Here is a 12,885-nt window from a genome sequence, read left to right as displayed (position 1 = left end):
GAACATCCCCCGCACCTCAATCCGTCGCCGGAATCCACGCAGCCGTCACCGCATCGCTTGCCCGAAACGCGGGAAATTTCGCACTGAGTTCCGCGATCGTCCGGATGTCGTTCTTCACGAGATCGTCACGCGTGATCAGCGTCGGCTTGACGGCGATCCGCCGCCCCGGATCTTGCCCGGCGACGAGCAGCGCGGCGGCCCTCACCGACACGGCGCCGACGACCGCGGGATTCGTGGCGGCGGTCGCGACCCACGCGCTGCCGGGCGCGCGGATGGCCTCGATATCGGCGGTCGAGATGTCCGCGCTGTAGATGCGCAGCTTCGACGCGAGCTTCGCCTCGTCGGCCGCGAGCTTCGCGCCGCGCGCAAATTCGTCGTAAGGCGCGAACACCACGCGGATGTCGGGATGCGCACGATAGGCCGCGGCCGCCTGATTCGCGACCGATTGCGCGATCGGATTGTCGACGGTGCCCCAGCGCGCCTGTTCGCGCACGTTCGGATGCGCACGCTTGAAATCCCGCCACGCGGCGTCGCGCCGGTCGAGCGGCGCGAACCCGGCGACGTACACGTAGCCGGCCGAGAACGCATCGCCGTTGTCCTTCACCGCCTGGTCGAGCAGCAGGTTCGCGAGGTCGCGATCGCTCTGCTCGATCTGCGGCACCTTCGGGTTGCCGAGATCGACGTCGAACGCGACGACCTTGATGCCCTTGTCCAGCGCGCGCTGCACGACGTCCTTCAGCGATTCGGGCAGCCCGTGGTTGACGATGATCGCCGATACGCCGACGCTGATCGCCTGCTGGATCTGCTCGCGCTGCTCGGCCGCATCCTGGCGGCCCTCGTAGATGCGCAGGTCGATGCCGAGGGCCTTCGCCTGCTTCTGCGCACCGGCCTCGTACGCCTGGAAGAAATCGCCGGTCGACAGGTAGTTGACGAGCGCGACTTTCACGCCGCCCTTGTCGAACGGCGCGGGCGCGCCTTTGAGCGGGCCGGCATGCGACGCGGACACGGTCAGCGCGGCGACGGACAGGAGCGCAAGCGAGCGGAGCACCCGGCCGGGGCGCGATGGACGAAGGAACGGGAATCGCATGCTGGTTTGCCTTGGCGAGTGTCGGGATCGGAAAAATCTAGCAGCGCGGCGAACCGGTTCAAACCGAGCGATTCGGCAATCGATATTCCGTCGAATGGCAAATCGTCGGCGGCCCGAGGGCGTCGATCGCGGAACAAGCAATCGAGCGCGGGCGTGATATGCGTAGCAGGAATCGATGGTTAGGGCTTGCCGGCGTTGTCATTAGAGTCGTGCAGTTCAGCCCCCTCGCGCCATCCAGACCCGACCGACGCCATGATCCGCCCCGCCCTGACCCGCCGCGCGCTCGCCGCCGCCCTGCTGGCGCTCGCCGCCGTCGCCACGTTTTCCCCCGCCCGCGCGCAAGGCGACGCGGCCGTGCCGTCGCTGAAGGGCAAGCGCATCGGCATCACGGCGATCGGCACCGATCATTACTGGGACCTGAAGGCATACCAGGGGGCGATCGACGAAGTGAAGCGTCTCGGCGGCACGCCGATCGCGCTCGACGCGGGCCGCAACGACAACCGCCAGATCGCACAGATCCAGACGCTGATCGCGCAGAAGCCCGACGCCATCATCGAGCAGCTCGGCACGGCAAGCGTGCTCGAACCGTGGCTGCAGAAGATCCGGCAAGCCGGCATTCCGCTGTTCACGATCGACACGGCGTCGCCGTCGAGCCTCAACGTCACGACCTCGGACAACTTCTTCATCGGCGAGCAGCTCGCGCTGAAGCTCGTCAACGATATCCACGGCGAAGGCAACATCCTCGTATTCAACGGCTTCTACGGCGTACCTGTGTGCGCGATTCGCTACGACCAGTTGAAGGCGGTGCTGAAGTACTACCCGAAGGTGAAGATCCTGCAGCCCGAGTTGCGCGACGTGATTCCCAACACCGTGCAGAGCGCATACGCGCAGGTCAGCCAGTTGCTCGCGAAATACCCGAAGGGGCAGGTTGCCGCCATCTGGGCCGCATGGGACGTGCCGCAGGTCGGCGCGACGCAGGCCGTCGACGCCGCGGGCCGCGGCGAGATCAGGACCTACGCTGTGGACGGCAGCCCCGATGTCGTCGCGCTCGTGAGAGATCCGAAATCGAGCGCGGCGGCCGTGGTCGCGCAACAGCCCGCGCTGATCGGCAAGACCGCGGTCGACAATGTCGCGCGCTACCTGGCCGGCGACCGCGCGCTGCCGCCCTATACGTATGTCCCGTCGCTGCTCGTCACGAAGGACAACGCGGGGTCGGCCCAGCAGACGCTCGGGCAGGCCGCCGCCCCGAAATGAGCGCCGGCACGCCCGCGCTGGCGCTGCGCGGGATCGTCAAGCACTTCGATGGCGTGCCGGCGTTGCGCGACGCGTCGCTCGACGTCGCGCGCGGCACCGTGCACGGGCTGATCGGGCAGAATGGCGCGGGCAAATCGACGCTGATCCGGATTCTCGCCGGCATCGACACGGCCGACGCCGGGACGATCGCAATCGACGGCGCGACCCGGGCGCTCGGGCGCCGCACGCCGCCGTCCGGCATCGCGTTCATCCATCAGGAGCGCCTGCTGCCGGCGACCTTCACGGTCGCCGAGGCGCTGCAGTTCGGCAGCGAGCCGGCCTTCGGCGCGGGCCCGCTCGGGCTGCTCGCGTCGCGCCGCATGCGACGAGAAGCAAGCGAGGCGCTGCACGCGCATTTCGGTCTCGACCTGCCGCCGAACCGGCTGATCGGCGAGCTGAGCGTCGCCGAGCGGCAGATCGTGCAGATCACGCGCGCGTTGATGCGCGATCCGCGCATCCTCGTGCTCGACGAACCGACCGCCGCGCTCGTCAGCAGCGAGGTCGACCGCCTGCTGCAAACGCTCGACCGGCTGCGTCGCCGCGGGCTGACGATCCTCTACGTGTCGCACTACCTGAACGAGATTGCGGCGATCTGCGATCGCGTCACCGTGCTGCGCGACGGCGCGGACGTCGCGCACGTCGACGCACGGACCACGCCGACCGAGGCGCTCGTCGCGGCGATGATCGGCACCGAGGTCGCCGCGCGGTCGCATGCGCCGGTGCGCGTGCCCGGCCCGTCCGCGCTGCGGGTTGCCGGCCTCGCGCTGCCCGGCCGGTTCGACGACGTGTCGTTCGAGGTCCGGCGCGGCGAGATCGTCGGCGTCACCGGGCTGCTCGGTTCCGGCGGCAAGCAGGTCGTGCGCAGCCTGTTCGGTCTCGAACGCGGCGTGCGCGGCGCGGTGACGCTCGACGGCCGCGCGGCGCGACTGCGCAGCCCGCGCGACGCGGTGCGTCGCGGCATCGCGTTCGTCCCGGAAGACCGCCGCTCGCACGGCGTCGCGCCGAGCCTGTCGGTGCGAGAGAACATCACGCTCGCGAGCCTCGCGCGCTTCACCCGCCTCGGCCTGGTCGCACGGCGCCGCGAGGACGACGTGGTGCAGCGGCTGATCGCCGCGCTCGGCGTGCGGGCGCCCGGCCCGGACGCGCCGGTGCGCCACCTGTCCGGCGGCAACCAGCAGAAGGTCGCGCTCGCGAAATGGCTCAGTCGCGGCGCGGACCGCGCATCGCCGGTCTATCTGCTGGACGAGCCGACGGTGGGCGTCGATATCGGCGCCAAGACGGAAATCTACCGGCTGCTCGATCGCCTCGCCCGCGACGGCGCGGCGGTCCTGCTGTTCTCGAGCGACCTGATCGAGCTGCTGGACGTCACCGATCGCGTGCTCGTGATGGCGCGCGGCCGGATCGTGCGCGAAGTCGCGACCCGCGACGCCACGCGCCAGGATCTGCTCGCCTGGACCACCGGCGCACGCAGCCAGGCACCGAGGCAGGAGGCCGTCACATGAACCGGATCCTCGGTCGCGCGCCGGTCGATGCGGCGTTCGCCCGTCCGCCGGACGCGTTCGGCGCGCAATTCTGGTTGCGCTGGGGCGCGGTGCTGGCCTTCGCCGTCGTGTGCGCGGTGTTTGCCGCGAGTTCGCCGCTCTTTCTCACGGTCGCGAACCTCGCGAACGTGCTGCAGCAGTCGGCCGTGGTCGGCATTCTAGGGTTCGGGCTGACGGCCGTGCTGATCGGCGGCGGCCCCGATCCGATCCGCGGCGGTCTCGACCTGTCGATCGCGGCGAACATGGGCCTGTGCGCGGCCGTGCAGGCCGTCGCGCTGCGTGACGGCCTGCCGGACGGCGGGGCGCTTGCGCTGATGCTGGCCACCGGCGCGGCCGTCGGTGCGCTCAACGCGTTCGCGGTGATCGCGCTGCGCATCTTCCCGCTGCTGGCCACGCTGACGACGATGAATCTGTGCGCCGGCTTCGAACTGGTGCTGACGCAGAACACGGCGGTCGCGGCCACGAGCCCGGTGCTGGCCTTCCTGATCGACAACGGCCCGTTCGACGTGCCGCATCTCGCGTCCGCGCTGCTGATCGTCGCGCTGCTGTTTGCCGTGCTGCTGCATCGGACCCGCTTCGGCCTGCGGCTCGCCGCGACCGGCGCGTATCGCGATGCCGCCCGGGCGGCCGGGCTGCGCGTGAATGCGTACGTCGCGGCCAGCTACGTGCTGAGCGGCGTCGCCGCCGCGCTGGCCGCCCTTGCGTCGAGCGCGCTGTTGAGCGGCAGCTCGCCCGGCGCCGGCGAAAACCTGCTGGCCGTCGTCGCGGTCGCCCTGCTCGGCGTCGTGTTCTCGCGGCGGCTCGTGCCGACGGTGCCGGGCACGCTGCTCGCCGCGCTGTTCGTCGGCATTGTCGGCAACGGCTTCCAGCTCGACAACGTGTCGAGCTACTGGGTCAACGGCGTCGAAGGCGCGCTGATCCTGTTCGTCGTCGCGACGACCGCGCTGATTCGGCGCCGCCATACGGAACACCATGCCCATGACTGAACGGATCGGCCGCCTGCAGCGGTTCTCGCTCGTGGCGGCACTGCTCGCCGTGATCGCCTTCTTCGCGGTGTTCGCGCCGGGATTCGCGCGGCCCGCCAATCTCGCCGACGTGCTGGTGAACAACTTTGCGCTGCTCTCGATCGCCGCGCTCGGGATGACGCTCGCGCTGTCGATCGGCGCGGTCGACCTGTCGCTGGGCACCGCGATCGACGTCGCGAGCCTCGTGTTCGTGCAGCTGGTCGCGCACCAGGTGGGCGTGCTGCCGGCGCTGCTCGGCGGCCTCGGCGCGGCGGTGCTGGTCGGTGCGTTCAACGGCGCGCTGATCGCCGGGCTCGGGATCGCGCCGTTTCTCGCGACGCTCGGCACGCTGTTCATCGGCCAGACCGTCCAGCAGCTCGCCACCGGCGGCGGCCAGCCCGTCTACCTGCTGAACGTGGCGCTGCCGCCGCTGTTCGGCGCGCTCGCGCACGGCACGCTCGCGGGCGTGCCGGTGCCGCTGTGGTGCGTCGTCGTGCTCGGCGTCGTCGTGCATGTCGCGCTCGCGCATTCGGCGTTCGGGCGGTACAGCGCCGCGCTCGGCGCGCAGCCGGGCGTCGCGCGCCATTCCGGGCTGCCGGTCGCGGCGACCGTCGTCGCGACGTTCGTCGCGAGCGCGCTCGTCTACGGCGTGGTCGGCCTGCTGCTGTCGTCGACGGTCAAGGCCTATGTGCCGCAGGCCGGCAACGGCTTCCTGCTGAACGCGATCGGCGCGACCTTCATCGGCACGACGCTATCGCCGACGCGCCGGCCCGGCGTCGCCGGCACCCTGCTCGGCGTGCTGCTGATCAGCCTCGTCGCCAACGGGCTGCTGCTGATCGGCTGGAACTTCTACTGGCAGCAGGTGGCCACCGGCGCGCTTATCCTTGCGGTGCTCGCGCTGAGCTTCATGGAGCGGCGCGTGCGCACCGCTTAAGCGGCTGCGGCCGCCACGCAATGGCCGCCGGTCCGCCCGCCCCGCTCACGCGCGGGCATCCGCGCGCCGGCCGATGCCGAACGTGAACGCCAGCGCGAGCACCAGCAACGCCCCTTTCACGAAATCCTGCAGGTAGTACGGCGCATTCAGCATGGTCAGGCCGTTGAGCAGCACGCCGACGAACACGGCGCCGACCACGGTGCCGAACACGTTCGGCCGCTTCGCGCCCCACACCGCGTACCCGACCAGCGCGGCGGCCACCGCATCGAGCAGCAGCGAATGCCCGGCGCTGACGTCGCCACGCCCGACGCGGGCGGCAATCAATACGCCGCCCAGCGCCGCGATCGCGCCCGACACGACATAGGCGGCGACCCGGTAGCGCGCGGCGGGCGCACCGGCGAGCCGCGCGGCCGTCTCGTTGCCGCCGATCGCATAGATCACGCGGCCCCAACGCGTCGTCTCCATCGCCACGCAGGCCAGCACCGTCACCGCGGCCAGTATCAGGACCGGCAACGGCACCACGTCGAACACGCGCAGGCGCCCGAGCGCGAGAAACGCGTCGGTAAACGTGCCGCCGGCTTCCGTGCCGTCGGGCAGCACCGAACCGGTCGCGAGCGAACGCCCGCCGGTCGGGATCAGTTGCAGGCCCGCGAGCAGGAACAGCGTGCCGAGCGTCGCGAGCTGGTCCGGCACGCGCAAGCGTGTGATCAGCACGCCGTTGAACAGGCCGGCGGCCACGCCGAGCGCGATGCAGGCGGCCACCGCCGCGAGCGCGCTGCCGTGCCAGACGACCAGCACATAGCTGGCCGCCATCTGCGCGGATGCGGCGATGCTGCCCACCGACAGGTCGAAGCCGCCCGCCGCAAGCGTGATCGTCACGCCGATCCCGAGCAGCGCGACGATCGACACCGCCTGCAGGATGCTGAACAGGTTGTCCACGTTCAGGAACGCGGGCTCCTTGACGGTGAAGACGACGACCAGCGCGGCGAGCACCAGCAGGATGCCGGTGCGTTCGAGGCCGGCGCGCAGGCGCGCGGACGCGGGCAGCGCCGGCCCGGTGGAAGCCGCATCGGGTGCAACGGCGGGCGTGGCGGATTTCAGCATCGCAATGGCTCAGTCTGACGGGTTGAGGAATGAACGATCGAGCGTCGCGCGATCGAACCGGACGACCCGATCGGCGACTTCGGCGGCCTCTTCGAGATCGCTGACGAAGACGAGCGTGGCGCGTTCGGGCGCGTGGCGCCGCAACGTATCGACGATATCGGCGCGCGCGCCGGCGTCGATGCCCTGGAACGGTTCGTCGAGCAATAGGAGTCGCGCGGGTTCCGCGTGCCAGCGGGCAAGCACGACCTTCTGCTGGTTGCCGCCGGACAGCCGCGCGAGACGATCGTCCGGGCCCGTGCAGCGAATCCCGAAGCGCTCGATCGCGGCAACCGCCGCCGCGCGTTCGTGCGCGGCGCGCACCGCACCGCCGCCGAACCAGCGCGACAGGAACGGGAAGCTGATCGTGCCCGCGATCGACGCAAACGGCACGCTGTCGGGAAACAGCGACGAGCGCCAGCGGTCCTCGCCGGCGAGGAACACGCCGGCGCGAATCGCATCGGCGGGCGAACGCGGGCGCCACGGCCGGCCGTCGAGCGTCATCGCGCCCTGTGCGGCGCGCACGGCGCCGAAGATCGTGTTCGCGAGGCGCGATTTGCCGGCGCCGACCGGGCCCGCGATCGCGACGATCTCGCCGCGCCGCACGTCGAGATCGAACGGCGTGCTGGCCGGCCTCAACCGGAGCCCGCGCAGGCTCAGGCCCGCGTCGGACGATCCGGCCGGAACCGCGCCCGGCGTACGCGCGGCCGGCAACGGCCGCCCGATCATCGTTTCCACCGCCGCGTCGAAATCGACCGGTGCGGCGAGATCGGCGACGATCCGTCCGTCGCGCACGATCGCGACGCGATCGGCAATGCGGCGCAGGTCGCCGAGCCGGTGCGACACCAGCAGGATTGCGACGCCGTCGTCACGCAACGCATCGAGCAGCGCGAACAGGCGTTCGGCCTCCGGCGCGGACAGGCTCGCGGTCGGTTCGTCGAGGATCAGCAGGCCCGGCTGCCCGGCAAGCGCACGCGCGAGCGTCACGCGCTGCTGGTCCGCCAGCGAAAGCGACGCGAGCGGGGCCGCCAGGTCGACATCGAGGCCGACGCGCCTGGCGAGCGGCCGTGCGGCATCGCGCCGGGCTGCCGGCGGCACGCGCCACGGCGAGGCCGGATCGCACAGCCGGTCGAGCAGCAGGTTGTCGGCGATCGACAGCGTCGGCACGACCGCGTCCGCGACCGACTGATGCACGGTCGCGACGCCGAGTTGCTTGGCCGCGTGCGGCGACGCCGGCCGGTAAGGCGTGCCGTGCAGCGTCAGCGTGCCGCCGTCGTGACGGATCACGCCGCTCAGGATCTTGACGAACGTCGATTTGCCCGCGCCGTTGGCCCCCATCAGCGCGACGACTTCGCCGGCGCCGATCGACAGGTCGACCGATGCGAGCGCGATCGTCGCGTCGAAGCGCTTCGACACGCTGGCGGCGGTCAGGACGGGGGGCGGCGCGACGCGATGCCGTCGCTCAACGCGCGGGTTCGATGAGGTCGTCGTCAATGCAGTGCCGGAAAGATGGGGGGCTCGGCGAGCGGCATCGAGTTCGCCGAATTCGCGATGCCGTACGAGCAACGGAAGCGTGCGACCGGACACGGTGCGCCGGCGCAATTCCGTCTTGGCGGGAACGGCATGTCGCGACTCATCGGCTTCGGCCTCCACGTCGATCCACGTTGAGCATGGCCGCGCGCCGGGCTGGCCCCGACGCCGGACCGGCCAATCTAGCGCGCCGGACGATGCGCCCGCAAACAACGATTTCTGTCATCGATATGACGTGGACGCGAATGCCGGCATTGCCCGTGCAATGCGCGGGCAGCGGCTGCCCTGCCCGGATCGGCCGGCATCTCGTCTTCGCGACGCAACCGCTTGCGCTGAATGTGCCGCGTGACGCCGCCGTTTCCCTCGTACGACGGATAGCGCTTCCGGCGTGCCGGACCGATGTCGCGGCAAATGGAATCGTGGGGGCGGGTCTGGATCAGGCAGGTGCCGCTCGGTAGCGGCGTAGACCGGAATGTCCGGTGACGATGCAACCGTCTTCCGCCCCGCCCCGGCTCAGGGCACACGCATGCGAACACGCGTCGTCGGGCGCGGCTCCACGGCAGGAGACGAGGCGGAAATGCGGGCTGCCGGCTCGACAGCGAGCCGGCAGCCCCGGCCTCCGATGCACCCGCATCGCGCCGATGCGGGTGGGCCGAACTTACTTCCGCTGCGATTGCCGGATCAGGGCGGCCGCCTTTTCGCCAATCATGATGGCCGGCGCATTGGTGTTTCCCGAGACGACGTCCGGCATGATGGACGCGTCGGCAACGCGAAGCCCGCTCACCCCTCGCACGCGCAGTTCCGGATCGACAACGGCATCGGCGCCCACACCCATCTTGCACGTACCGGCCATGTGGTGATAGGTCACGCACGCGCGACGCACGTACTCGCGCAGCGCAGCGGGGTCATTCCCGGCCGGCCCGGGCAAGACCTCTCGTGCCCGCCACGCGTCGAAGGCAGGCTGGTTGCCGATATCGCGACAGATCTGGACGGCTTGCGCCAGGCGGTCGAGATCCGATTTCTCGGAAAGATATCGCGGATCGAGCAGCGGCGCGGCGGCGGGATCGTTCGACGCGAGACGAATCTCGCCACGGCTCGCCGGACGAATGAGGCCCGCGCACAGCGTCCACGCATTTGCCGGACCGTCGAAGCCCGGCGCATAGTACGGGATATGCATGAAGAGCGGCTGCAAGTCCGGACCGATGCGACGATCGTCGCTGCGACAGAACAACTGCGACTCGAGTATGTTGTTTCGCGGCGCGGGAATCGGCCTGGACGCCTCGAAGATCACGCTGCAAAGCAGGTGGTCCTGAAGGTTTTTCCCGACGCCCGGCAGGTGATGCGTTGCCCTGATCCCGACGCGGGCGAGTTCGTCCGCCGGGCCGATACCTGAAAGCAGCAGCAGCTGCGGGCTGGCGATCGCGCCGCCGCTGACGATCACTTCGCTTTCGGCCATTGCATCGACGACCGACGCTCCTTCGCGATAGCGAACGCCGACGCATCGATCGCCCGCGAGCACCAGTTTTTCGACGCGTGCGCCGGTCTTGACCGTCAGGTTTGCGCGATCGCGCGCGGGTTGCAGAAACGCTCGCGCAGTCGATTGGCGCACGCCGTCCTTGATCGTGAGATCGCAGTAGCCGACGCCATCGATGGCTTCTCCGTTGCAATCGTCGTTGCGCGCAAAGCCTGCCTGCACCGCCGCCTCGATCGCGGCTTCGCAAATCGGATGCGGATCGCGATTGCGCGACACGTGCAGCGGACCGCCGACACCGTGATACCGATTTTCGCCCCCCTCGAAATCTTCCGATCGACGGAAATACGGCAGCACGGAGTCGTAGTCCCACCCGAGGCAACCCTGGTAGGCCCAGGCATCGTAGTCGCTCTTGTGTCCGCGAACGTAAATCATGCCGTTGAGTGCGCTGGACCCGCCGAGCGTGCGCCCGCGCGGCCAGTAATGCGACCGCCCCGCGGTATGCGCCTGCGGCACCGTGTGGTACGCGTAGTCCACCGGCGTATTCCACAGGGACGGCCAACCGCTCGGCGCCGCGATATTGGGATCCTCGTCTCGCGGCCCGGTTTCCAGGAGCAGCACGCGAACGCGTGCATCCTCGCTCAATCGCGCGGCAATCACACAACCGGCGGAACCTGCGCCAACAACGATGTAGTCGTATGCATCCATGGTTTTTAATCCTTGTTCGAAGGTGTTGACGATCGACGTGCGGCGGCTCGATCAGAAGAAATGCGCAACGCGGAGATTGAAGCGCTGCGTCTCGAGCGGACCGTTTTCAGTGGAGGTCTGGCGGCCGAAGAGCGCGATGACCTGCCAGGTTTTCGTGGGGAACCATCCTGCTCCGACGAGGAAGCTGGGCGTCGATTGCCGGTTGGCCTGAGACACGCCCGCGATTGTCTGGTTGCCGCCGAAGACGTACGATCCCCCCAACCGCAGGTCAAAGCTGCTCGTGAGCTGGTAGCGCAACCAGCCCTGCGCCTGGAACAGCGGAGACTCCGTCAGAGTCGCACCGGTCACGCCATAGTTGTGGTTCGGCGCGAATGCCGTGGCGTCGGCGGCAAGGTCGAGCATCACCTTGGGCGCAACGGGCGTGATGAAGCCGGCCTGCAGCGCGAATTTCCAGCGGTTCTCGCCGAGATTGATTTCGCGATTGTGATCGTAGCTGCCCGTCGGCGCGTAGATGAACGGCGTGATGCCCAGGTAGGTATTCGACTCGGGATGGTTGACGACCCAGACGGTCGAAGCAAAGATCACATCTCCCGTCCCCGTGTTGTTGCCGAGGCCCGACATCTGGTTCGTCCCGCCGACATGGCCGAACGGAATCAGCACCTGGTAGTTGACGATGAATCCGTCGATCGACGTGTAGTGGACGAAACGCGCAATGCCGATATCCTGGGTGATATCCCCGCCGGCCACCCGCGAACCGTTCGCGTAGATCCGGGTATCTTCCGCGTGCTGATAGTACATTCCGGCGAAGTTCGCGCCGGCGGGCAGCGGGGTGTAGTCGCCGGCATCGACACTGATCGCCGAGGCCAGCGTCGGGCAACAAGCTACCGCCATCGCCAGCGCAGCCATCTTCAAGACGCGCGGACGGCGGGATGAACCGGTCACGCGTAATTTTCGGTCGGCTGCATGATTACTCTTCATGATCGTCTCCTGAACTATCGTCAACCACTTGATGTTGTCGTGACGATTAGTTTAGGAATTCAAATCATTCGACTTCGTACACCGGGTGCAGACGTTACGTCGCCGAGTGCAAATTGCGTCGTGGCGCATGGATATGACACGACACCTCGGGAAGAAGCATGCGCTACCCGGAGTACGATTCATTCCGGCTGGCGAGACGATACGCGCCGGGGCTGCAGCCGAATCTCGCCTTGAACAGCCGACCGAAATGCGTCATGTCGGAAAAACCGCACATCATTGCCAGTTCCAGCAGGTTGCGGTTCGTATCGGACGGATCCTCGAGTGCGCGCTTGCCGGCCTGCAGCCGATATTCCTGGATCAGCCCGTGCGGCGTCTGGCCCGTCGCGGAAAGCGCGCCGTAGAGCGTACGCCGCGATACATTCAACGCATGCGCAAGCCTGTCCGGCGTCAGGTCGGGATCGCTGTAGTGTCGCGCGAGGAAGATTTCCGCGTTCATGCGCAGCGACGCGCTTCGCGCGGCGGCTTTGTCGAGACAGCCGCTGGCCTCGCGGCGCACCACCGAATCGAGCAGCATCAACGTCGACTGCTCGAAACCGAACAGGCTTTCCGGATCGTCGGGAACCCGCCCGTCCATCAGGTACTGAATGGCCTGCAGGGCAAGATGAGCATTGCCGACCGTCCGGTACACCCGCGCGTCCGCACGATCGACGAACCACCGCCACATGGTGCTGCTTCTTGGCGGCATGAGCGCGGCAACGAACCGCGACGCATCCGCGCATTCGATCGAATACGCCTGAGTCGCATCGTAGACAGCCCACTCTCCGGGATTAACGGTCGACGTCTTGTTTCTTTGGGTGATGCGGCTTTGTCCGGCAATCTGGAACAGGATCTTGTAGCAGTCGCAATCCGTCCGCTCCGCCAGCACGCGATCCCGGTCCACCCTGATCGACGAGGTATCGACATCCGCGACGCGGATTCCCCCCGACGCGGCAAAGCGCACCGACATCCGGAAGAGTGGGCCGGTATCCCGCAGCAGCAGCGGCAGAAAGTTTTCCGTAATGAGGTCGCGGAGGTTTGTATCGCTGCTGCTCGTGCCAACGACGATTTCATGTGTCATAGCCGGTGAAGAAAGATCTGCTGCCATGTTGACCGCCCCGGGTACCTGAACGACGCGTCGCGTGTCTCCGGATATCGCCGGC

Annotated in this window: 10 protein-coding genes; 4 read left to right on the top strand and 6 right to left on the bottom strand. The window is 68.5% G+C overall.

Annotated features, from left to right (window positions below; all coding sequences use genetic code 11):
- Window positions 1-16: 16 nt before the first annotated feature.
- A complete protein-coding gene (locus GQ56_RS0105480; RefSeq protein WP_031397690.1) occupies window positions 17-1,087 on the bottom strand; it encodes a substrate-binding domain-containing protein in 1,071 nt (356 codons plus the stop codon).
- A gap of 252 nt (window positions 1,088-1,339) precedes the next feature.
- On the opposite strand from GQ56_RS0105480, the gene GQ56_RS0105475 reads away from it, so the two are divergent.
- The 4 genes from GQ56_RS0105475 to GQ56_RS0105460 are packed head-to-tail and all read left to right on the top strand — an operon-like array spanning window position 1,340 to window position 5,859.
- Entirely contained in the window at window positions 1,340-2,341 is a 1,002-nt protein-coding gene (locus GQ56_RS0105475; protein WP_031397689.1) for a sugar ABC transporter substrate-binding protein, read from the top strand.
- Window positions 2,338-3,882, top strand: coding sequence for a sugar ABC transporter ATP-binding protein (locus tag GQ56_RS0105470; RefSeq protein WP_031397688.1), 1,545 nt, complete (start codon window positions 2,338-2,340; stop codon window positions 3,880-3,882). Before GQ56_RS0105475 ends, GQ56_RS0105470 begins: the two co-directional genes overlap by 4 nt.
- Entirely contained in the window at window positions 3,879-4,907 is a 1,029-nt protein-coding gene (locus GQ56_RS0105465; RefSeq protein WP_031397687.1) for an ABC transporter permease, read from the top strand. The genes GQ56_RS0105470 and GQ56_RS0105465 overlap by 4 nt, the downstream gene beginning before the upstream one ends.
- Window positions 4,900-5,859: an ABC transporter permease gene (locus tag GQ56_RS0105460; protein ID WP_031397686.1), complete on the top strand. Its 960-nt coding sequence runs from the start codon at window positions 4,900-4,902 to the stop codon at window positions 5,857-5,859. Before GQ56_RS0105465 ends, GQ56_RS0105460 begins: the two co-directional genes overlap by 8 nt.
- 45 nt (window positions 5,860-5,904) lie before the next feature.
- Here GQ56_RS0105460 and GQ56_RS0105455 read toward each other — a convergent pair whose 3' ends face one another.
- From GQ56_RS0105455 to GQ56_RS0105430, 5 genes are all read right to left on the bottom strand, one after another.
- Complete coding sequence (locus GQ56_RS0105455; protein ID WP_031397685.1) at window positions 5,905-6,963, bottom strand: ABC transporter permease; 1,059 nt, start codon at window positions 6,961-6,963, stop codon at window positions 5,905-5,907.
- 9 nt (window positions 6,964-6,972) lie between these two features.
- On the bottom strand, window positions 6,973-8,493 hold the full coding sequence (locus GQ56_RS0105450; protein WP_031397684.1) for a sugar ABC transporter ATP-binding protein: 1,521 nt from the start codon (window positions 8,491-8,493) through the stop codon (window positions 6,973-6,975).
- Between the two features lie 694 nt (window positions 8,494-9,187).
- Window positions 9,188-10,708: a GMC family oxidoreductase gene (locus GQ56_RS0105440; RefSeq protein WP_031397683.1), complete on the bottom strand. Its 1,521-nt coding sequence runs from the start codon at window positions 10,706-10,708 to the stop codon at window positions 9,188-9,190.
- A gap of 51 nt (window positions 10,709-10,759) precedes the next feature.
- Window positions 10,760-11,686, bottom strand: a complete 927-nt coding sequence (locus GQ56_RS0105435) for a transporter (RefSeq protein ID WP_031397682.1) — start codon at window positions 11,684-11,686, stop codon at window positions 10,760-10,762.
- A gap of 163 nt (window positions 11,687-11,849) precedes the next feature.
- Entirely contained in the window at window positions 11,850-12,830 is a 981-nt protein-coding gene (locus GQ56_RS0105430) for an AraC family transcriptional regulator (protein WP_235212633.1), read from the bottom strand.
- Window positions 12,831-12,885 lie beyond the last annotated feature (55 nt).

This window comes from Burkholderia paludis, assembly GCF_000732615.1.
GTDB classification, from domain to species: Bacteria; Pseudomonadota; Gammaproteobacteria; order Burkholderiales; family Burkholderiaceae; genus Burkholderia; species Burkholderia paludis.
The sequence above is the reverse complement of the archived record's forward strand: the minus strand, read 5'-3'. Positions and strand labels throughout refer to the sequence as shown.